Origin of the sequence: Pokkaliibacter sp. MBI-7, from assembly GCF_029846635.1 — a bacterium.
Classification (GTDB): domain Bacteria; phylum Pseudomonadota; class Gammaproteobacteria; order Pseudomonadales; family Balneatricaceae; genus Pokkaliibacter.
Genome location: NZ_JARVTG010000001.1, coordinates 3,020,728 through 3,042,986 on the forward strand (window position 1 = coordinate 3,020,728; position 22,259 = coordinate 3,042,986).

Below are 22,259 nucleotides of genomic sequence, written 5' to 3' on the forward strand. Positions count from 1 at the left end.
TACTCTGCCGATCTTGTACTAAGCTTCCTGCACAGGCTGCCGACATAGCGCAGGCGAACTGCCTGACTGTCGGTCGGTGCTGGCATTAGCCGTTCCCGTATTCTGTTCGTCGTTGCTGCACTGGGAATACCCCAAGAGGATGTCGTATGAATCTGTCACTGCGTGCCCGTCTGCTGGGCGTCAGTATTGTTGCCGTGTGCGTAATCGTGCTGGCGCTGGTATGGGAAACCAATATCACCATGCGCCAGCAGATGCTGAACCAGCTGCTGAAAGATGCTCAGCATTTCGCCGGTGCCTACGGAGAGGGCGTGGGTCAATGGCTGCATGACCGTCAGCAGGCCATGACAGCCCTCAGTCAGCAGATTGAAGACCATCCGCAGGACAGCCCCTACGCGGCCATCCTGCAGACCCACAATGCCGCAGGGTTTGCCCTGACGTACTACGGCAATGAACAAGGACAAATGTTCCGCCAGGATCCGGCACTGGATAAGAACAACGCCAGCTATGATCCGCGCAAGCGAGACTGGTATCAGCAGGCGCTGAAAGAGAACCGTGCCATCGTCACCGCGCCATACATCAGCGCCACCCTCAAACAGCTGGTGGTGACACTGGCGGAGCCGGTCAAAGCCAATGGTGCGGTGATCGGCGCAGTGGGCGCCAACCTGACGCTGGATCAGCTGACCAAACGTACCAACGCGCTGGATGTGCCGGGCAAAGGCTACGCCATTCTGGTGGATCGCAGCGACCAGATCATTACCCATCCGCACACTGATCTGCAGACCAGGTCCGCCGGTGAGCTGAGCCCGCTGTTTGACAGTAATCACCTGCCGCAACTGATCAGTGATAACCGCCTGTTTGAAACATCGCTGGATGAGCGGGAGCGCTTCGTCTACGCCCAGGCGATTCCGCAGACCAACTGGGCGCTGATTTTCGTGATGGACAAAGCCACCCTGATGGCACCGATTTATGACCTGCTGATCACCCAGATCGGGATTGCCGTGGTGCTGCTGGCGCTGTTTACGCTGGCGCTGATCTATCTGTTTAAGGTGCTGTTCCGTAATCTGGAGCGTGTCGCGGTCGCACTGGAAGATATTGCCGAAGGCGAAGGTGATCTGACCGTACGCATTCAGGTCAGCAGCAAGGATGAGATTGGCCGTCTGGCCGGTGGGTTCAACCGCTTTGTCGAACGGATGCAGGGCATTATCAGCCGTCTGCATGGCACCTCGGTGCAGCTGACCGGCGAAGCCGATGGGGTCGCCGGTGCTGCCCACAACCGCAGCCAGCGGGTGCAGCTGCAGCAGGATGAAATTCATATGGTAGCCACGGCGGTTACCGAGATGGCCATGGCGACTCAGGAAATCGCCGGCAATGCCGAGCGCACTGCCTCTGCGGCGCAGGACTCGGTCAGCCTCAGTCATGAAGGCCGGGTGCAGGTGGAAAAAAGCCAGGGCTCAATTCGCAGTCTGGCGGATGAAGTGGAGCAGGCCACCAGCACCATTGCCGAACTGAACCAGCACGCGCAGCAGATCAGCGGCATTCTGGCGACTATCAGTGGTATTGCCGAGCAGACCAATCTGCTGGCGCTGAATGCGGCCATTGAAGCGGCCCGTGCCGGTGAGCAGGGCCGGGGCTTTGCTGTGGTGGCCGATGAAGTGCGCGTGCTATCGCAGCGAACCCATGCCTCCACCGCGGAGATCCAAACCATGATCGAGACCCTGCAGCAGACCACTGCCCGGGCGGTGACGATCATGGAGCGTGGACATCGACTGGCCCGTACCAGCGTGGGTGATGCCGATGCGGCGCATCAGAGCCTGGGGCAGATCACTGCAGCTATCTCCAGTATTGCCGACATGGCCACCCAGATTGCGTCGGCAGCGGAGGAGCAAACCTCCGTCACCAATGAAATTAATCGCAATACCGAAGCCATCCGCGGTGTGGCCAGCGACATGGCGGAAGAAAGTGAGCAGGCAGCGGCACAGGCCAGGGTGCTGCATCAGCTGGCCCGTGAGGTGGAGCAGGAAGTGGGGCGCTTCCGTTTGTAAGCACGTGCTCACCGGCCGGATAAACCGGGCCGGTGAGGTCTGCAGGCAGCGCTCAGTGTTCGTGCTGCCAGCTTTCCGCCTGCGGTGATGTGGCTTTGCTAAGGCGTTTGGCTTCCAGCTGGGCCAGATCGGTTTCGCGGAATTCGAGAATCCATTGCCGCGCCTTGTCTGCCGGTACACCCAGTGCCTGCAGCGCCTCCAGACTCACGCCCAGACTGGTGTCATAGGTTTCCAGAAACACGTGATCGAGATCCAGCTCCAGCAGATGCAGGGCATTCTCACTGTTGCGGGCACGGGCAAACAGTTTGGCCCGGGGGAAGTGTTCACGTATCTGCAGTGCCGCCTTCTCGGAAATGTCCGGGTTATTGATTGCCAGGATGATCAGCTTAGCCTTTTCGGCACCCGCCGCCTCCAGCACGTCATTGCGCAGGGCATCACCGTAATACACCTCGTAACCCAGACGCCGGGCAAACCGGATGTGCGCCGGGTTGGCGTCAATGGCGGTGAAGGCAATATTGCGCGCCTGCAGCACACGGGCGATGGTCAGACCGATACGACCAAAGCCGATGATCAGTACTTCCGGGTTGTGTTCAGGAAAGGTCTCATGTTCCAGGGCCTGGGTATCATCGTCAGCACTCTGACGTTTTTGCTGACGGCCAAGGTAGCTGTCGGCCACCTTCACCACGAGCGGTGTAAAGGCCATGGAAATGCTGACCACCAGCGTCATGATGCCGGTCAGCTCGGTGCTCATCAGTTTGGACTGGGCCGCTGTACTGAACAGCACAAAGGCGAACTCGCCGCCTTGTGACAGGGTCACGCCCATGCGCAGGCTGTCGGCATTGTTATTGCCAAAGCCCCGCGCCATGGCATAGATCAGCCCGGTCTTGATCAGCATTAACAGCACCACGGCGGCGAGAATAGTGCCGATGTGTTCCAGCAGCAGATGCAGGTCCATCTGCATACCCACCGCCATAAAGAACAGCCCCAGCAGCAGGCCGCGGAAGGGTTCGATGTCGGCTTCCAGCTGATGGCGGAACTCCGAATCCGACAGCAGCATACCGGCCAGAAACGCGCCCAGCGCCATCGACAGCCCCACCTGTTCCATCAGCCAGGCGGTACCCATGACCACCAGCAGCGCAGCAGCGGTAAACAGCTCGCGGCTGTGAGCTCTGGCGACCAGATGGAAGGCAGGCTTGACGGCGAAGCGACCGATCACAATGACAGCAATGATCATGCCCAGCCCTTTGGCCAGATTCAGCAGGGCATTGGAGTCATGTACCTTGGAGTCCGCCAGGGCCGCGACCAGAGCGAGCAGGGGGACAACAGCGAGATCCTGAAACAGCAGGATGGCGAACGCGCCACGGCCATACTGGCTCGACAGGTCGCCGCGTTCGGACATCAGCTGCAGTGCAAAGGCGGTGGATGACAGTGCCAGACCAAAACCGGCGATCAGCGCGGTCTTCCAGGTCAGGCCGAACAACAGCGCAACGCCACCCAGTAACGCCCCTGACAGCAATACCTGCGCCAGACCCAGACCGAATACTGCCTTGCGCATCACCCACAGGCGGCGAGGCTTCAGCTCCAGACCGATCAGGAACAGCAGTAACACCACGCCCAGTTCAGAGAAGTGCAGGATGGCTTCCACTTCACTGATCAGCCCAAGGCTGTTGGGGCCGATCAGCAGGCCCGCACCGAGATAACCCAGCACGGCTCCCAGGCCGTTATGTTTGGCCAAAGGTACGATCAGTACCGCGGCCAGCAGAAAGATGATGGTACTGAGGAGAAAATGATCCATATATCGTGATCCGTCGTTAAGCCGATAACAGCAGGGTCCATTGACGGCTGCAAGGCTAGCCTATTTGCCCGCCGCGCAGAAGCCACAATTGTGCAGACAATGTGTCGCTATAAAAGATGGCTAAAAACCAGACTGGCTTATGCGTCCTCAAGGGTGGCAAGTCGTTGGCCAACAGCTTGCTTTTGTTGGACTAAAGTACCCGTGCTGGATCAACACACTTTGTGTAAAAGCAGGCTATGCTTAGGCCCGATAACAACCAATAACAAGCTGTCCGGGACAGGTTGCCTGGTGTGCCAGGGCCGCCGATACCGGCAGGTCATGCCTGCTGACAGGGGGTAGATCTGTGATCCAGACGTTGACACATATCTATAAGACCGTAGAAAAAGCGCTGTTCTTCACCCTTACCCGCAAACTGGTCGGGAATCTTGGTTTCATCTTTCTGGTCACCAGCCTGCCACTGGCGTACTGGCTGCTGTGGGGCAGCCTTGATCTGCAAGGCATCAGCAGCGAGCAGCAACAGCTGATCAGAACCTGGCAGGATCAGCGCTTTGGCGCCCTGATCGGGCTCAATCTGCTGGTTTGTGTCGGCATTGGCCTGTACATGCGTCATCTGTTTCTGCATCCCATCCAGCACATGATTGATGTGCTGTCGGCCATTGAGGAGAAGAACGGAGATATATCGGCCAGCCTGCCATCGTTCACCTACGACGAAATCAGCCTGATGGCTGAGCGTTACAACCATTTCTCCGACAACCTCAAGGAAGTCATCGACAAGGTGCGCAGCCGCAGTGTCACCCTGTCGCAGGAGGCAACCCGGGTGCGCAAGGTGGTGCTGAGCAGTGGCGAGGCGATGGCCAGCCTGCAGCACGCGGCGGGCGTGCTCTATCAGGAAAGCGAGAAGTCGACCCGGGCGGTGCAGGAGATCGCCGTGCACACCGGCAGTATTTCCAGCAAGACCACCGAGACCATCAGTAAGGTCGGCGTAGCAGCCAGTGAACTGTCCCGCACCAGTGCCGAGATCGAGCAGGCCCATAGTCTGATCGACCGTTTCCAGCAGACGGTCCTGCAGTTGCAGGACAACTCCGAACAGATCAAGCGCATTCTGGCCATGGTCAATGAGTTTGCTGACCAGACCAATCTGCTGGCCCTGAATGCGGCCATTGAGGCAGCACGGGCTGGTGAGCATGGGCGTGGTTTTGCCGTGGTGGCCGATGAGGTCCGCAGCCTGTCACAGCAGGTAGGCAAGGCGACGCAGGATATTCATGGCTATATCACGCACATGGGCGAGCTGGTGGAACACACCCGGGAGGAGTGTGATGACATTCAGCGCCGAATTGGCAGTGCACGCGGTGTGGTGGTGCATACCTGTGACGACTTTGCGGTGATGCAGGAGGATTTTCGCCGTACCCATCAGGAAATCATCGAGATCAATCAGGCGGTGGAATCTGTCTCAGCGGTCAACGAGGTGCTGTTCCAGCGGGTGACGGAGATTCAGAGTCTGGCTGATCACACCTCGGACGCCATGCAGCAGGCCAGAGGCTTTACCCAGCAGCTCACCGGAACGACCGAGGAAACTCAGCAATATCTGTCCCGCTATCAGATCGGCCGCGGCGGCTTCGAGAAGGTGCTACAGGAGTCCCGTCATTTCCGCGATCAGGTACAGGCACAGCTGCAACAGCTGGCCAGTCAGGGAGTGGAGTTGTTTGATCAGCAATATCAGGCCATCAATCAGAGCGAGCCCCGCAAGTATCGCACCCGCTACAGCGACCAGCTTGCCAGCGTGCTGCCCCCTCTGTATGACGCTTATCTCAAGGCGCATCCCGGCTTTATCTATAGCATTGCCGTCGACAGTAAGGGCTATGCCCCTGCGCATCATGCCCATGTGTCGCAACCGCTGACAGGCGATGCCCAGCAGGACAACCTCAAGAGCCGTCATCAGCGCATCTTCAATGGCAGTGAGGAAGAGCGGCGACGGGCAGGCAATACCCAGCCCTTCCTGCTGCAGACGTTTATCCGTGACACCGGGGAAGTGATGAATGACCTGTCGCTGCCCATCTACGTCAACAATCGCCATTGGGGGGCGATGATCTTCGGCATGGGCAGTGAGATTCTGGCGAGCTGAGGGGTTTTACGCCGCTACTCTGGCGCACAGCTCGGGTCGAGACGCAGTTGCTGCTGCAGATAACTGCCCAGCTGGTCCGCCGGTAGCGGTGCGGAGAACAGGTAGCCCTGTGCTTTGGGGCAGCCCTGCTGACGCAGCCACTGCGCCTGCTCGGTGGTTTCCACCCCTTCAGCGATCACGTCGAGGCCCAGATGGGTGGCCAGCGACAGGGTGGAAATGATGATGGCCTGATCGTTAGTGCTCTGCAGGGCATCATGCACGAAGGTGCGATCTATCTTCAGCGCCTGCAGTGGCAGGTCTTTCAGACGGCCAAGCGACGAGTAGCCGGTGCCGAAATCATCCATGATGATGGCGTAGCCCTGCCGGTTAAGGTGATACAGGCGGGCAAGTACCGCACTGTCGTCGATAAAGCGATTCTCGGTGATCTCAAAACGCAGCCACTGCGGACTGATGCGGCCGTTTTCCTGTTCCTCATTGAGAAAGTGCAGAAAGGCATCGCGCAGCAGCAATGCGGGTGCCAGATTGAAACTGAGGGTCATAGGGGTCGGGCTGATGGCCTGCCAGGCGGGCCAGTATTCAATGGCCTTGCGTAGCAGATGGATGCTGATCTGGTCGATCAGCTCGCTTTCCTCCGCCAGCGGAATGAAGCGCAGCGGGGGAACCGGACCATCCTGTGGATGGCGCCAGCGTGCCAGCAGCTCCATACCGGTCACCGCGCCTGTGCACAAATCCACCTGCGGCTGGAATACCGGATAGAGTTCATCGGTGCCGATACTCTGGCGCAGATCGTTTTCCAGCCGGATCGGCGTCATGGCCTCATGACTGCGGCTGAGGTTGTACAGATAGTAGCCGTTGCCTCCTTCCACCCGGACCTGCGACTGCGCCAGCATGGCTTTCTGCAGCAGGCTGTCGAGGCTGTCGCCATCCTGTGGAAAACGGCTCAGGCCCTGACTCAGGCTGAGATGGACGTCCATACCCTGCAGGGAAATGGGGTGCAGGCTGCACAGGCGCAAGGCTTCTGCGCGCTTGATCACCTGCTCCTCGCTGTCACCGACAAACCGCAGCAGCACGATAAAGTCATCATCACCGTAGCGAAACAGCAGGTCGTCATCGCTGAGCGCGTTGGAGAGGCGGCGTGCCATGATCCGTACCAGCTGGTTGCCGGCCTGTGGGCCAAGGTTGTCACGCAGCTGGCGATAGCGATCGATATCCAGATAACACAGAGTACAGCAGGTACCGGTTTCCGCCCGCAGATAGGTAGCCATGAACTGTTCCAGCTGCTGGCGATTGGGCAGGCCCGTCAGGGGGTCGTACTGGGTCAGCCGGCTGATGCGTTGCTCTGACTGCTTGAGTGTGCGCAGGTCGCTGAAGGTCAGCAGATAGCAGTAGCCACTGATCTGGCTCAGTTCGATCTGGCGCAGGCGCAGATTGACCGGCAGACGCTGATGATTGAGTGGCTCCAGTTCACATTCGCCCTGCCATTCGCCGACACCGCCTACTTCCTTTAACAGTGCTGAGAACGAAGGCCAGCTGGCAGCAATCAGAGGGGAAACCGCCTGACCAAGTAAGGGCTCTTCAGCTTCCAGCAGGGTCTGGCAGGCGCTGTTGGCGGCCAGAATCCGGCCCTCTTCGGTACAGATCAGGTGCCCTTCGCTGGCATTGTCAAAAACGCTGGCATGCAGAGTCAGTTGATCCTGCTGGCGCACTCTGGCGCTGATATCGACGATCACACCAAACCAGCCACTGAGCTGCTGACTGGCATCCTGCAGTGGCCCCCAGGTCAGTTCCAGAATACGCTGGTCAGGCATCGGCAGCAGCACAGGCCGGGGTAAGGTGGGGGCGCCACTCAGCAGATGGCTGACTTTATCACGCAGATAGTCGGTGGCGTCGCATTCAGGCAGCAGTGGCCAGATGCTGTGACCATGCAGATCCTCTTCGCCCAGTGCCAGCAAGGTGCTGAGGTGGCGGTTATGCAGCAGCACCTTCCCCTCGCTACTGACTTCAAACAGACCCTCGGGCAAGCGCTGCAGCAGATTATCCAGTTTGATGGCGTAACTGCCGAGGCGCTTGCGGCTGTGATCGAGATCCTGCAGAAAGCGCAGGCTGAGGTAAAACAAATACAGTGCCGAGATCAGTACAAACAGCAGCCCCTTGTAGCGCTGCAGTGTCATGACGACTTCGGTATCGCTGCTCCACTGCTGCACCAGAGTGTCAGAAAACAAGATCCACAGGGTACTGAGTAGCGCATAGCTGATGGCGATGGTCAGGGCGGAACGATAGGGAGGGGATGCCTTAGGCATTAGTAAAGGACTCTCAGACAGTGCAGCACCTTACAGGTATGGCTCAGGCTGGCGCACTGTGCAAGCCGGTTTACGAGATAGTGACAAAGCTGTCGTTATAAGAACAGTAAGTGGGTACTGAATGACGATTGCCAGCCATTCAGTACAGAACGCGTTACAAAAATAACAACGGCGCCGAGGCGCCGTTGTGGGTGAAGCTACTGATGCAAAGCGGTAACCGGAAGATCAGTCCAGCTGTGACAGGTCGCGCACAGCGCCCTTGTCAGCACTGGTCGCCAGCAGGGCGTAGGCCTTCAGCGCGGGCGTTACCTTACGTGGGCGAGGGGCAGCGGGTTTCCAGCCGTCCTTGCCCTTGGCATCCATGGCTGCACGGCGGCTGGCCAGCTCTTCATCGCTCAGCAGTACATCAATGCGACGGTTGGGGATGTCGATACGGATCATGTCGCCGTTCTGCACCAGACCAATGGCACCACCGGCAGCGGCTTCAGGAGACACGTGGCCGATGGACAGACCAGAGGTGCCGCCAGAGAAGCGACCATCAGTCAGCAGCGCGCAATGCTTGCCCAGCCCTTTGGACTTGATGTAGGAGGTGGGGTAGAGCATTTCCTGCATACCCGGGCCGCCTTTCGGGCCTTCGTAGCGGACGATGACCACGTCACCGGATTTGACCTTGTCATCGAGGATATTACGTACTGCTTCATCCTGCGACTCAGTGATGTGAGCCGGGCCTTCAAAGACCAGAATGGACTCATCCACACCAGCGGTTTTGACCACACAGCCGTCCAGCGCAATGTTACCGAACAACACGGCCAGACCACCTTCTCTGGAGAAGGCGTGTTCGAGTGAACGGATGCAGCCCTGAGCACGGTCGCCGTCCAGACTGTTCCAGCGGGTGTTCTGGCTGAAAGCCACCTGCGTGGGGATCCCTGCAGGGCCAGCGCGGTAGAACTCTTTCACTTCAGGGCTGGGGTTACGCATGATGTCCCAGGCATCGAGAGCGTCTTTCATGCTGGCACTGTGCACAGTGGGCTGCTGGGTGTGCAGCAGACCGGCACGGTCCAGTTCGCCGAGAATACCCATGATGCCACCGGCACGGTGGACGTCTTCGATGTGGTATTTCTGGGTGTTAGGCGCGACTTTACACAGCTGTGGTACCTTGTGTGACAGCTTATCGATGTGGCTCAGGTTGAACTCCACTTCAGCTTCACGGGCGATGGCCAGAATGTGCAGGATGGTGTTGGTGGAACCGCCCATGGCGATATCGAGGGTCATCGCATTTTCAAAGGTTTCAAAGGTACAGATGTCGCGTGGCAGGACCTTTTCTTCCTTCTCGTAGTAGCGCTTGGCCAGCTCGACAATGCGTTGTCCTGCTTCTTCAAACAGGCGACGGCGATCGGCATGAGTAGCGACCACGGTGCCGTTACCGGGCAGGGCCAGACCCAGTGCTTCAGCCAGACAGTTCATCGAGTTGGCTGTGAACATGCCTGAGCAGGAGCCGCAGGTAGGGCAGGCGGAACGCTCGTATTCATTGACCTTTTCATCATCGGCATTGGGGTCAGCGGCAATGACCATGGCATCGACCAGATCCAGCTTGTGTTCAGACAGTTTGGTTTTGCCAGCTTCCATCGGACCACCGGAGACGAAGATGACCGGGATGTTAAGGCGCATGGCCGCCATCAGCATTCCGGGGGTGATCTTGTCGCAGTTGGAGATACAGACCATGGCATCGGCACAGTGGCCGTTGACCATGTATTCCACCGAGTCGGCGATGATGTCGCGTGAGGGCAGCGAGTACAGCATGCCGTCGTGACCCATGGCGATACCGTCATCGATAGCGATGGTATTGAATTCCTTAGCTACCCCACCAGCTTTTTCGATTTCCCGTGCAACCAGCTGACCCAGATCTTTCAGATGCACATGGCCAGGCACGAACTGAGTGAAGGAGTTGACCACGGCGATGATGGGCTTCTGGAAGTCGTCATCTTTCATGCCGGTGGCACGCCACAGGGCACGAGCACCGGCCATATTGCGGCCGGCGGTAGACGTTTTGGAACGATAGGCGGGCATGGTTATTCCTCACAGGCGGGTTACGCGGTGAACCCGGTTTGTATGTCGTTGTGATGAGAGGGCAGGCGGATGATGACGCGATCATCCTTTTGCCTCTGCTCGGCAAAATCAGGAAACCCTGGTGGCATTAAATCGGGGCAGGGGTGTTGCCGGGATTCAGGGTGCGGACTGGCAGGAGTCGAAATCCAACAGTTTCCATTCGATGAACGGGGCGGGCGACAAGCAAGGTTCTCAGCGTAGCCGCTGTGAGGGGGTGGTACCTTGAAGACTTACACCTTGTGGGCTGGGCCGCATGCCCGAGAACCTGTTCCAGCTTCGCTGTTGAGTCAGCTGCACGGATGGAACGGGTCGGTTGCCGATCATCGATAAAGGGCTATTCTAAGCAAAAGAGCACGTGTAGCAAGGCGGATAGCCATGGCCAAGCAAGTTCAACTCTTTCAGCAGCAGATTCAGGACCTGGTCGGGCGCGAGGTGTTGCAGACCTCGGCATTGATTGAGGTGCCACCCGGCAAAAGTCTGTTTCAAAAAGGCGAGCGCTGTACCCAGTTCCTGCTGGTCGTAGCAGGCTCAGTCAAAGTCTACGGTGAGACGCCTGCCGGTCGGGAGGTGGTGCTCTATCACATTGGTGCGGGTGAAAGCTGTGTGCTGACCACCAGCTGCCTGCTCGGCGATCGCCATTACCCGGCCCATGCCCGCACTGAAACTCTGGTGCAGACCCTCGCCATCCCTCGTCCGGCTTTTATGAAAGGTCTGGCCGAGTCGGATGACTTTCGCATGATGGTGTTTGCCAGTTACGGTGAGCGGCTGGCCAGTCTGGTGGGGCTGATCCAGGAGCTGACCTTTGAGCGGGTGGATGTGCGTCTGGCGCGTTATCTGCTCGATCATCAGCATGCCAACCGTCTGTTGCTCAGTCATCAGCAGCTGGCATTGGCATTGGATTCCAGTGAGGAAGTCATCCTGCGTTTGTTGAAAGAGTTCGAGCAGCGGGGCTGGTTACTGCTGCATCGCGGCGGTATCGACATCGTGCAGGCGAAGAAGCTGAACTTCTATATTGCCGAAGCCACTGCCTGAGCGGCGTTGATGCCATCGTCATCAACGCCGGATGGCCGACCCATCACAGAAGGTAAATTCGCTCTCAACCCATGCGCCCGGAAACGAAAGGATTGCTGCGGCGTTCTTCGCCCAGTGTCGACATGGGGCCATGGCCCGGGACGAAGCTGACATCATCACCGAGCAGGAACAGGTTATTGCGGATGGCATCCAGCAGGGTCTGGTGATCGCCACCGGGAAAATCGGTGCGGCCGATGGAGCCTTTGAACAGTACATCCCCTACCTGTGCCCAGCGGCTGGGCTGATGATAGAACACCACGTGGCCGGGAGTATGGCCGGGGCAGTGCAGTACCTGCAGGCTCTCCTTACCGACGCTGACGGTATCGCCCTGCTCCAGCCAGCGGTCAGGCTGGAACGGCTGACTGGGCGGGAAGCCAAACATCTGAGCCTGCTGTGGCAGGGCATCAATCCAGAAGCGATCCGCCTGATGTGGGCCTTCAATGGGCAGCGACTGGCTGCCAGCCAGCTCGCCGGTAGCGCCCACATGGTCAAGGTGACCATGTGTCAGCAGAATTTTGGTCAGGGTAACGCCTTCTTCCCTGACGGCTGCCAGCAGGCGCTGGCTGTCGCCACCAGGGTCAATCAGCGCACCTTCCATAGAGTCATCGCACCACACCAGGGTGCAGTTCTGTTGGAAGGGAGTAACCGGAATAATGCGATAACGCAGCATGGGCAGGTTCTCGTAGCAGAACAGAGTGGGCTATCTTCGGCCACCCGGCCGCAGGCTTCAAGTCAGTCTGGCCAGACGGGCTTCCAGCCGGTCCAGTTGCAGCTGGGTGTGATGCAGATCGTCGATCCAGTCATCAATCTCCAGACGACTGGGCAGCAGACGAATTTCTTCCTGCAGGTATTCCTGCACATCCAGATGCAGATCACCGCGGCTGCGCTGCAGCCACTGCCAGCCTTTAGCCAGCGTAGTCCCCAGCGCATGAGCCGGGACATCACCGATAAACTCGGCGGCCCAGCCTTCCCAGTCAGGATCCAGCTGCAGGGCGACCTGCTGCAGGGTTTCCGGCAGGGCCAGATTACCGTCAATACGCATACCACTGGCGGCGGCGGGGCGTTGCTCGGCCAGATTAGCCATCAGGGTGGCCAAGCTGGTGTGCACCTCGGTGTCGGCCTGACCGGTGAATTCCTGTTGCAGACGCAGGCCTACGCTGGTCAGGGTAATGTAGGCGCTCGGTAATCCCTGGATATGCAGGGCCAGGGTTTGTCCGGCGTGGCGTCGGATGCGTTCAAGACTGCTCTCATCACGCTGCAGCAAGGCGTTCAGACGCCCTTCGAAGGCAGCCAGCAAAGCTTCATGCAAAGGGCGAAACATGGGTCACCTCAGGGTTTGATGCCGGTGTGCAGGGCGACGATACCGCTGGTCAGGTTTTCATATTCAACCCGCACCAGACCGGCGTTCTCCATCATGCCTTTCAGGGTTTCCTGATCGGGGTGCATACGAATCGACTCGGCCAGATAGCGATAGGATTCGGCATCGCCAGCGACAAGCTGACCCATCAGCGGCAGCAGGGTGAAGGAGTAGGTGTCGTACGCTTTGCTCATCAGCGGATTGGTGGTCTTGGAGAACTCCAGAACCAGCAGGCGGCCGCCGGGTTTCAGGACTCGGGCCATGGAGGCCAGTGCCTTGTCCTTGTCGGTGACGTTGCGCAGGCCAAAGGCAATGGTAATGACGTCGAAGGTGTTATCGGGGAAGGGCAGGTATTCGGCGTTGGCCTGTACATACTCGATGTTGCCAACAGCGCCGCGGTTGGTCAGCTTGTCACGGCCGACATTGAGCATGGAGTCGTTGATATCGGCCAGTACCACCTTGCCACTGGGGCCCACCAGCTGGCTGAACTTGAGGGTCAGATCGCCTGTGCCACCGGCGATATCCAGTACCTTGTGGCCACGGCGCACGCTGCTGCGATTGATGGTGTAGCGTTTCCACAGGCGGTGGATGCCACCTGACATGAGGTCGTTCATCAGATCGTACTTGCCGGCGACGGAGTGGAATACGTCGGCAACCTTGCGCACCTTGTCTTCCACCGCGACCTGCTGATAACCAAAGTGGGTGGTACCTTCCTGGGACTGCTTGGCGGCGTGGTCGGAAAGAGAGGCTTGATCCTTCTCGCTCATAGCTGTGGCCTTATCAACAAAGGGAAAATTGCGGCCTATTGTAGAGCCTTGTGCGGCGCGGGCCTACCTCTGTGACAGCGGTCGGGTTAAAACAGCCTGTCCAGATCAAGGGTTACTCCGCAACAACCGGGCCGTTCGATGTCATTCTTCCGTCAGACGACGGTAAGGGCTTCACTAATAAAAACAGGTGCTGCTGCACCTGTTGAAAGAAAAGTAGCATACCCGCATCCGGGTTAACCCATCAGCTTGACCACACTTTCATGAGGGTCACGCGAGGCCTTGGCCTGCTCCAGCCTGTGCAGATACTGCTGCCAGTATTCGGCCTGATGGGTGCAGAGCTCATGCAGATAGTCCCAGGTGAACAGGCCAGAATCATGGCCGTCATCAAACACGATCTTCACTGCATACTGGCCACTGGGCTCCATGCCATTGATACCCACATTGATCTTGCCGGTCTGCAGCTTTTCCTGCCCGCGCCCGTGCCCCCGTACTTCTGCTGACGGCGAATGTATCCGCAGGTATTCGGCACTCAGCACATAGCGCTGATTACCGGCATAGACCAGTTCAAGCGTCTTGGAACGTTTGTGCAGTTTGATTTCGACAGGACGTGCCGCCATGGCCACCTCGGCTTGGGTTGGCCGCCCAGCACACTGGGCGGCGTAGCAGTTACAGGATGTACTGGCTCAGATCCTGGTTCTTGGCCAGACTGCCCAGATAGCGGTCGACATAGGCAGCATCCACTACCACTTCGTCCTGATTATCACCGGACGTGTAGGACACCTCTTCCAGCAGTCGTTCCATCAGTGTGTGCAGGCGGCGGGCACCGATGTTTTCGGTTTGCTCGTTGACCTGGAAGGCCAGTTCAGCCATGCGCTGGATACCGCTGTCCTCAAAACGCAGCTGGACGCCCTCCGTGCCCAGCAGTGCCTGATACTGCTCGGTTAGTGAGAAACTGGGCTCGGTCAGGATACGGGCGAAGTCTTCAGGGGTAAGGGCATTCAGCTCAACGCGAATAGGCAGACGACCCTGCAGCTCCGGGATCAGATCTGATGGCTTGGACAGGTGGAAGGCACCGGAGGCGATAAACAGGATATGGTCAGTCTTGATCATGCCCTGTTTGGTGTTCACTGTGCAGCCTTCGATCAGTGGCAGCAGATCACGCTGGACACCTTCACGTGACACGTCCGCACCGCTGGTTTCACCGCGCTTGGCGACCTTATCGATTTCGTCGATAAAGACGATGCCGTTCTGCTCGACCATCTCCACCGCGCGAGCTTTGATGTCATCTTCCTTGATCAGACTGGCTGCTTCTTCTTCCTGTACTTTTTTCAGGGCATCCTTGACCTTCATGCGACGGCTTTTACTGCGCTGATTGCCCATGTTGGAGAACAGGTTCTGCAACTGGCTGGTCATTTCTTCCATGCCGGGCGGAGCCATGATTTCGACGCCCATGGGGCTGTCAGCCACCTGAATGTCGATTTCCTTGTCATCCAGCTCCCCTTCACGCAGCTTCTTGCGAAACACCTGACGGGTATGGTTATCGGCAGGCTTAGCACTGCCCTGCTCAAACGGATTATCGTTACGCGCCGCAGGCAGCAGGGCATCCAGAATGCGATCTTCAGCGGCATCCAGTGCACGATCCTGCACCTTCTGCATTTCCTGTTCACGCAGCATCTTGATCGCGGCATCAGCCAGATCACGGATGATGGATTCCACATCGCGACCGACGTAACCGACTTCGGTGAACTTAGTGGCTTCTACCTTGAGGAAAGGCGCATTGGCCAGCTTTGCCAGGCGGCGGGCAATTTCGGTCTTGCCGACACCGGTGGGGCCGATCATCAGAATATTCTTCGGGGTGATTTCTGCCCGCTGCTCGACCGGCAGCTGCATACGGCGCCAGCGGTTGCGCAGCGCAATCGCTACGGCACGTTTGGCTTCGTGCTGGCCGATAATGTGCTTGTCCAGCTCATGGACGATTTCACGTGGGGTCATGGACATGACTTGACTTCCTTCAGGCCGCGGGCTGGTTGATATCGAGCTTTTCGATGGTCAGCTGGTGATTGGTGTAGACGCAGATATCGGCGGCCATGTTCAGTGACTTTTCGACGATGTCCAGCGCGCTGAGGCTGGTATTTTCCAGCAGAGCACGGCCTGCGGCCATGGCGAAGTTGCCGCCAGACCCAATGGTGAGAATGCCATGCTCAGGCTCGACCACATCCCCCGTGCCACTGATCAGCAGAGAGGCAGTCTGGTCGGCGACAATCAGCATGGCCTCGAGGCGACGCAGGGCACGATCACTGCGCCATTCTTTAGCCATTTCTACTGCGGCGCGGGTCAGCTGACCATTGTGCTTTTCCAGGTGGCCCTCGAAACGCTCGAACAGGGTAAAGGCGTCGGCGGTCGAGCCGGCGAAACCTGCCAGCACCTTGCCGTGATACAGGCGGCGCACCTTGCGTGCATTGCCTTTCATCACGCTCTGGCCAAGGGATACCTGACCATCGCCACCAACAACTACCTGATCATCGCGACGCACACACACGATAGTGGTCATCAAACTCTCCAATAAGGCGCCTGCAGTCCTGGGAAGCAATCCACTGAGATTGTCTGGAATGCGCACGCTGGCAATATCGTCCGCGCAGCCAGCTGCGGGATGACAGTGTGAATTAGTATTGGGGGGAAGTGGTGACGGTGTGCGGTTATTTCAAGGGCGAGTTTGGGCCGGCGGCGTGATCACGGGCCGTACAGTGCGGTCTGGTGACAGATGGAAACATCTGCTCCTGGCATGCAGGAGCGGAAGGAGGGATGTCTTGTGCTGTGGTTGAGCCAGATGAACACTTCATAAAGACCAAGGGCCGCCTTGCGACAGCCCCTGACACTTTGCAGATGAAAAGCACTCAGCGAACGGGAACACGTATGGGTGAACTGCCCATGGCGCTCAGTTTGCCTTCGGCTTTACTCAGGCCGTCACCACTGAAAGGACCGAGGCGCACGCGCCACCATGTCTGACCTTTACTGTCAGGGCCAGGTGACACGCCCACTTCCTGAAACCCTTGCAGGAACATTTTCACCCGCATTTTTTCGGCTTCATCTTCCGTCTTGAAGGCGCCTACCTGTAGCAGGAAGCGTCCTGCGGCAGGTGCTGCTGTCGCTGTTGACTTGTCGACCACCTTTGGTGCTTCGGTTTTGGCTGCCTCCAGCTTCACCGCTTCGGTGGCTTTGGCCAGTTCAGCGCTACTGGAAGGCTTGGCCTCTTCCGGTTTTGGGGGGGGCGGAGGTTGAGTGGCCAAAGGTTGCACATCGGGCGGCAAGGGGACTTCCGACTCCGGCAACAGTTTGTAGAAGTCCCAGCTCTTCGAGGCGCTGTCCGGTGCTTGCGCAGGCGGTGGTGCCTTGACCTTGGCTTTGGGTTTTTCCTTTTCTTCCGGCGCAGGCTTGACGGCCAGCGCTGCCTGCGTGGCGGCCGGATCGGTTTTTACTCGTGCCAGTTGCACCAGAATAAAACCGAATACGCCCACCAGCACCAATACAGAGGCAATACGCCAGGAAAATCCCGACTTTTTAGCCGGGGCTTTCTTGCGCGAAGACGAACCGCTGCGCGCTCTGGATTGGCTTTTGGCAAAGTCCTGGGTAGCCATGGGTTACATGCTTTCCGGTGCGCTTACTCCCAAAAGGGACAGACCATTGGCCACCACTTGACGCACTGCCTGAGACAGCACCAGACGGGCATCTCTCAGATTGACGTCTTCCAACAGCATGCGGTGGGCGTTGTAATAGGTGTGAAAATCACCTGCCAGTTCACGCAAATAGTGGGCCAGAATATGCGGGTCACCATTTACTGCGGCATTTTCCAGTGCTTCCGGATAACGTGCCAGCTTCTGCATCAGGTCTTTTTCCGCTTCCTGTTCCAGCAGGGACAGGTTGTTCAGGCCGCGAGCCTGATCAAAGGCGGTTTCTTCAGCGGCTACTTTCTGCAGCAGCGTACAGATACGGGCATGGGCGTACTGGATGTAGTACACCGGGTTGTCCTTGCTTTCTGACTTGGCCAGATCAAGGTCGAAATCCATGTGTTGTTCAGCTTTGCGGCTCACGTAGAAGAAACGTGCCGCATCGTTGCCTACTTCATCACGCAGTTCACGCAGGGTAACGAATGAACCTGAACGGGTAGACATCTGTACGCGCTCACCACCGCGATACAGGATGGCGAACTGCACCAGACGAATCTGGATACGCTCAGGATCAAAGCCCAGCGCTTCACACGCTGCCTTCATGCGCGGGATGTAACCGTGGTGATCGGCACCCCAGACATAGATGACCCGGTCAAAGCCACGTTCAAACTTGTTCTGCAGATAGGCGATATCAGAGGCAAAGTAGGTGGTCTGGCCATTATCACGTTTGACGACACGGTCTTTGTCGTCGCCAAAGGTGGTGGAGCGGAACCACAGTGCCCCTTCCTGCTCATAGATGTGACCGTTGTCGATCAGCGTCTGGATGGCACGCTCAACGTTTTCGGTCAGGCTGCGCTCGGAGAACCACTCATTGAAGGTGACTCCGAACTCGCCAAGATCATCACGGATGTCATCCAGAATACGGGTCAGACCCAGCTGGAACACCACTTCGTAGGCGTCTTCACCCAGCAGCTCGCGGGCCTTGTCGATCAGCGCATCGATATGGATTTCCTTGTCGCCGCCTGCAGGCTCATCGGCAGGTACGCCTTCGAACACGGTGGTGGCGGGATGACGGTAGGCCTGTTCCACACGTTGCAGCAGCTCGGCGGCATAGTCGCGGATATAGTCGCCTTTGTAGCCGTTACTGGGGAAGGTGAACTCTTCGCCACACAGCTCCAGATAGCGCAGCCAGACACTGGCTGCCAGGATGTTCATCTGTCGGCCTGCGTCGTTGACGTAGTATTCGCGCTGAATATCGTAGCCGACAGCCGCCATCAGGTTGGACAGGGTAGCACCATAGGCAGCCCCACGACCGTGGCCAACGTGCAGCGGGCCGGTCGGGTTGGCTGAGACAAACTCAACCTGAACTTTTTCGCCTTTGCCCAGCTGACTCAGGCCAAACGCGGAGCCAGCCGCAACAATGCTGGGGATGACTTCTGCAGTACTGGCGCTGCTGACAAAGAAGTTGATGAAGCCCGGGCCGGCAATTTCTACTTTGGTGATGGCGGCGTCCGCAGGCAGGGCGGCAATGATGGCCTGTGCCAGTTCACGGGGATTTCGTCGCGCCTGCTTTGACAGCACCATAGCAATGTTGGAAGCAAAGTCACCGTGGGTCTTGTCACGGGTGGCGTCGACTTGCGCCTGTACATCCAGCTCAACAGGCAGGGTGCCTGCAGCTTTGAGGGAGTCCAGCGCAGTGTGAATAAGATTGGCTATCAGCTCTTTCATTGCGGCCCAAGCGTGTTTTTACACGTGTGTAATAAGGTACAGGAGTCAGATCAGGGAGGATCAAAGGCGCCATTATCGCGATTAGCCTCAGGTGACGCAACCGCGTATCGGCACTCAATGCCGCCAACCAAGCGGCTTGGCAGCGGCTCAGAAGGTGTCGGCGGGGTCGACATCGACTGACCAGCGCAGGTCTCCCGGCGGTGGATTCAGTTCGATAAAGGCACACAGCCACTGCAACAGGTGGTGCAGTTCCCGACGCTGGCTGCCATAGAGATGCAGCAGTGCACGGTAACGGTCGTGACGCTTTTCCATGCTGGCGGGGAGCGGGCCAGCCAGCTGGATTTCATGTCCCCAGTGCTGCTGCAAGATATAGTCCTGCAGTGCCTGACGGATGCTGCTCAGCCATTCCAGGGCAATGGCCGGGCGACGGTGGTCAGCCCGCAGCAGCGCCATCGGCTGCCAGGGGGGCAGGCCGACATGCTGACGGCTGCGCAGTTCTTCGCGAGCAAACGCATCGTAACCCTGCTCACAAAGGGTGGCGAGCATGGGATGGTCGGCATGCTCGGTTTGCAGAATGACTTCACCGGGTTTCTGTGCCCGCCCGGCCCGTCCGGCAACCTGAACAAGCAGCTGGGCCATGCGCTCCATGCCGCGAAAATCGGCACTGAACAGTCCCTGGTCGGCATCGATGATGGCCACCAGAGTGACGTCGGGAAAGTGGTGGCCTTTGGCCAGCATCTGTGTACCCAGCAGGATGCAGGGATGGCCTTTGTGGACCGGCTCCAGCAAGGTTTCCATGCGTTGCTTGCCACGCACGCTGTCACGGTCGATGCGAATGACCGGGACATCGGGGAAGATGTTACTCAGGGCATCTTCGCTGCGCTCGGTCCCCTGGCCTATAGGCTCCAGAGCGGCACTGCCGCAACTGGGACAACGTAATGGAATAGCCGCCTGATGATCACAGTGGTGGCAGACCAGACGACGACTCTGTTTGTGCAGGGTCATACGGGCGTCGCAGGACGCGCATTCCGCCAGCCAGCCACAGTCGGAGCAGTGCAGTGTAGGGGCAAATCCTCGCCGGTTGAGAAAAACCATGACCTGCTGCCCCTGCTCGATATGGCGGCGGATACTTTCCAGCAGGGGAGCACTAAAGCCTTGCGTCAGTGGTCTCTTGCGGATATCCAGACAATGCAGGCGCGGTGCCTCGGCATTGCCAGCCCGTTGCAGCATGCGCAGATGGTAATAGCTACCGCGCTCAACGTTGTGCAGGCTTTCCAGTGAGGGCGTGGCGGAACCCAGCAATACCGGTACACCAGCCTGCTTGGCGCGCACTATGGCCAGATCGCGGGCGTGGTAACGGAAGCCTTCATGCTGTTTGAAGGAGGCGTCATGTTCTTCATCAATGACGATCAGCCCTAATCGTGGCAACGGTACCATCAGTGCAGAGCGGGTACCGATCAGGATCTGGGCAATACCTTCCCGTGCCTCCAGCCAGGCATGCAGACGCTCGTTATCATTCATGCCGGAATGCAGAATCACCACGTTGACATTGAAGCGGTGCTTGAAGCGGCGCAGGGTTTGTGGTGTCAGGCCAATTTCGGGCACCAGCACCAGCACCTGTTGCTTTTGCAGCAGATGATGTTCGATCAGCTGCAGGTAGACTTCGGTCTTGCCGCTGCCGGTGACGCCCTCCAGTAACGTGACACTGAATCCCTGATCATGCTGTAGCAGCGTATCCAGCGCATTCTGTTGTTGGGTATTAAGGCTCAGGTGTACTTCATTTAACAGATTGCCATCGGGGGCATGAGGGCGCTGTTCGCGGCTGAATGAGTGAATTAGGCCACGCTTCTGCAATGAACTTAGAGTTTGGCTGCTGTATTCCAGTGTGCGTAACGCCTCCTGACTCAGGCCCTGTGGCACTCGTTGCAGTTCTTCCAACAACTGTTGTTGGCGGCTGCCGGACAGGCTGGAGGGGCGAGTGCTGCCACCGAGTTCGGTCAGTTGCCACAGGGTTTGAGTCGGGAAGTGGGCCGGCTTTCCCTGTCGCAGAGCAACGGGCAGGGCGTGGTACAGGACTTCGCCCAGCGGATGGCAGTAATAGCTGGCCGCCCAGTGCAGCAGCTTCAGTATGGTGGCGGACAGGACTGGCTCTTGGTCCAGAAGTGTCAGGGCAGGACGGATCTTGTCCCGCTCTATGCTGGCCTCATCACTGATCGTCACGATAATGCCAAGTAGTTGGCGGTGGCCGAAATTGACCTGTATGCGTTGTCCTGGCTGCAGCTCGTCAGCAGTGACGCTATCCGGGGGGTAATAGTCAAACAGGCGAAATAGCGGTACGGGCAGCGCAACCTTAAGGATGATGGCAGAGGTGGCGGCTGGCACGTTATGGTCCCCGAGCGGAAGCTGAATACGGGCGTGCAGTATGCTCGCCATGTGGGTAGTGCTGCAGGCTTGTGCGGCGCGGGTTGGTCAGTCACCGGAGCACCTGCAGACTGGGCAGGATAGGGGAATGTCGCACCTCATGCCAGCAACGCTTAGTGATGAAGGAAGTGCTGGCTAATTTTTAAACGATGATTGTCGCTGCATTGCTGTTCTGCTAGAATTCGCGCCCTTGTTCCTGCGCTGTTTCGGTGTGGGAGCGTCCGCTGGGCTGTTACAGCCCTGACTATCAGTGCGGTGCCCGGCCATACGTGGTTATACGGGTAGCGGCACAGTTAATGAGGCTATGGTCATGAAACAGGGCATTCACCCTAAGTACGTTGAAATCAAAGTATCCTGCTCTTGCGGTAACGAATTCCAGACTCGTTCCACTGTAGGTAAAGATCTGCACGTTGACGTTTGCAGCGCCTGCCACCCGTTCTATACCGGTAAGCAGAAAGTGCTGGACGTTGGCGGTCGTATCGACCGTTTCAACAAGCGCTTTGGCGCTATGGGTTCTCGCAAAGCCTAATTGGCCGCGGAACGATCAACAACAAAGGCGCCTCAGGGCGCCTTTGTTGTTTCTGCATGCTGGTCAGGAAGAGTTCTCTGTTGCGCAATGCCAGGAAAGATCAGAAGCTGTTTCGATCATGTTAACCATCCGTTGGTCAGCTAATAGTGGGCTGCTTCTCTTCGCTACCTTGTTCTTCTGCCGATTCCTTGCCTCTCAGACAGGTCGTGGCTGTCTGTCGGTCTGTTTTAGTTTTTATTGCTGAATGTTGATGTCTTTGCAGAATTTAATTCTGATTTATTGAGTAGTTTTGAGCTGTCCAGCGTTCAAGGTGTAGACATAGGTCATATTTGGCAACGACTTTATTCCGGCTTTAT

The 22,259-nt window shown here is 58.0% G+C and carries 17 protein-coding genes; 5 read left to right on the forward strand and 12 right to left on the reverse strand.

Features of this window, described 5'->3' with window-relative positions; all coding sequences use genetic code 11:
* Positions 1-146 precede the first annotated feature (146 nt).
* On the forward strand, positions 147-2,042 hold the full coding sequence (locus QCD60_RS13550) for a methyl-accepting chemotaxis protein (RefSeq protein ID WP_279786137.1): 1,896 nt from the start codon (positions 147-149) through the stop codon (positions 2,040-2,042).
* 52 nt (positions 2,043-2,094) lie between these two features.
* Here QCD60_RS13550 and QCD60_RS13555 read toward each other — a convergent pair whose 3' ends face one another.
* Positions 2,095-3,837, reverse strand: coding sequence for a monovalent cation:proton antiporter-2 (CPA2) family protein (locus QCD60_RS13555; protein ID WP_279786139.1), 1,743 nt, complete (start codon positions 3,835-3,837; stop codon positions 2,095-2,097).
* Between the two features lie 343 nt (positions 3,838-4,180).
* Between QCD60_RS13555 and QCD60_RS13560 the strand changes: the two genes are divergently transcribed.
* Positions 4,181-5,959 carry a methyl-accepting chemotaxis protein gene (locus tag QCD60_RS13560; RefSeq protein WP_279786141.1) on the forward strand — a complete coding sequence of 593 codons (1,779 nt, stop codon included), beginning with the start codon at positions 4,181-4,183 and terminating at the stop codon, positions 5,957-5,959.
* 14 nt (positions 5,960-5,973) lie between these two features.
* On the opposite strand, the gene QCD60_RS13565 is transcribed toward QCD60_RS13560, so the two are convergent.
* Positions 5,974-8,259: an EAL domain-containing protein gene (locus tag QCD60_RS13565; RefSeq protein ID WP_279786143.1), complete on the reverse strand. Its 2,286-nt coding sequence runs from the start codon at positions 8,257-8,259 to the stop codon at positions 5,974-5,976.
* 225 nt (positions 8,260-8,484) lie between these two features.
* Positions 8,485-10,326 carry a dihydroxy-acid dehydratase gene (gene ilvD, locus QCD60_RS13570; RefSeq protein WP_279786145.1) on the reverse strand — a complete coding sequence of 614 codons (1,842 nt, stop codon included), beginning with the start codon at positions 10,324-10,326 and terminating at the stop codon, positions 8,485-8,487.
* A 121-nt stretch (positions 10,327-10,447) separates the two neighbouring features.
* Between ilvD and QCD60_RS13575 the strand changes: the two genes are divergently transcribed.
* Positions 10,448-10,591, forward strand: coding sequence for a hypothetical protein (locus QCD60_RS13575; RefSeq protein WP_279786147.1), 144 nt, complete (start codon positions 10,448-10,450; stop codon positions 10,589-10,591).
* A gap of 149 nt (positions 10,592-10,740) precedes the next feature.
* On the forward strand, positions 10,741-11,397 hold the full coding sequence (locus tag QCD60_RS13580) for a Crp/Fnr family transcriptional regulator (RefSeq protein WP_279786149.1): 657 nt from the start codon (positions 10,741-10,743) through the stop codon (positions 11,395-11,397).
* A gap of 64 nt (positions 11,398-11,461) precedes the next feature.
* Here QCD60_RS13580 and QCD60_RS13585 read toward each other — a convergent pair whose 3' ends face one another.
* The 9 genes from QCD60_RS13585 to QCD60_RS13625 all read right to left on the reverse strand — a co-directional run bounded on the left by QCD60_RS13585 (position 11,462) and on the right by QCD60_RS13625 (position 21,386).
* Entirely contained in the window at positions 11,462-12,103 is a 642-nt protein-coding gene (locus tag QCD60_RS13585; protein ID WP_279787923.1) for an MBL fold metallo-hydrolase, read from the reverse strand.
* Between the two features lie 60 nt (positions 12,104-12,163).
* On the reverse strand, positions 12,164-12,757 hold the full coding sequence (locus QCD60_RS13590; protein ID WP_279786151.1) for an SCP2 sterol-binding domain-containing protein: 594 nt from the start codon (positions 12,755-12,757) through the stop codon (positions 12,164-12,166).
* An 8-nt stretch (positions 12,758-12,765) separates the two neighbouring features.
* The gene (gene ubiE / locus QCD60_RS13595) at positions 12,766-13,560 is read right to left on the reverse strand and encodes a bifunctional demethylmenaquinone methyltransferase/2-methoxy-6-polyprenyl-1,4-benzoquinol methylase UbiE (RefSeq protein ID WP_104153367.1); all 795 of its coding nucleotides are present in this window, start codon (positions 13,558-13,560) and stop codon (positions 12,766-12,768) included.
* 233 nt (positions 13,561-13,793) lie between these two features.
* The gene (locus tag QCD60_RS13600; RefSeq protein WP_279786154.1) at positions 13,794-14,177 is read right to left on the reverse strand and encodes a DUF971 domain-containing protein; all 384 of its coding nucleotides are present in this window, start codon (positions 14,175-14,177) and stop codon (positions 13,794-13,796) included.
* A gap of 49 nt (positions 14,178-14,226) precedes the next feature.
* Positions 14,227-15,558 carry an ATP-dependent protease ATPase subunit HslU gene (hslU, locus tag QCD60_RS13605; RefSeq protein WP_279786157.1) on the reverse strand — a complete coding sequence of 444 codons (1,332 nt, stop codon included), beginning with the start codon at positions 15,556-15,558 and terminating at the stop codon, positions 14,227-14,229.
* Positions 15,559-15,571: 13 nt separating this feature from the next.
* The gene (gene hslV, locus QCD60_RS13610) at positions 15,572-16,111 is read right to left on the reverse strand and encodes an ATP-dependent protease subunit HslV (protein WP_104153359.1); all 540 of its coding nucleotides are present in this window, start codon (positions 16,109-16,111) and stop codon (positions 15,572-15,574) included.
* A 343-nt stretch (positions 16,112-16,454) separates the two neighbouring features.
* Entirely contained in the window at positions 16,455-17,195 is a 741-nt protein-coding gene (locus QCD60_RS13615; RefSeq protein WP_279786159.1) for an SPOR domain-containing protein, read from the reverse strand.
* A gap of 3 nt (positions 17,196-17,198) precedes the next feature.
* Positions 17,199-18,953 (reverse strand): arginine--tRNA ligase, encoded by a 1,755-nt coding sequence (gene argS, locus QCD60_RS13620; RefSeq protein ID WP_279786161.1) that lies wholly within the window; start codon positions 18,951-18,953, stop codon positions 17,199-17,201.
* A 147-nt stretch (positions 18,954-19,100) separates the two neighbouring features.
* Positions 19,101-21,386, reverse strand: a complete 2,286-nt coding sequence (locus tag QCD60_RS13625; RefSeq protein WP_279786163.1) for a primosomal protein N' — start codon at positions 21,384-21,386, stop codon at positions 19,101-19,103.
* A gap of 298 nt (positions 21,387-21,684) precedes the next feature.
* Between QCD60_RS13625 and rpmE the strand changes: the two genes are divergently transcribed.
* Positions 21,685-21,903 (forward strand): 50S ribosomal protein L31, encoded by a 219-nt coding sequence (gene rpmE / locus QCD60_RS13630; RefSeq protein ID WP_104155888.1) that lies wholly within the window; start codon positions 21,685-21,687, stop codon positions 21,901-21,903.
* Positions 21,904-22,259: the final 356 nt, after the last annotated feature.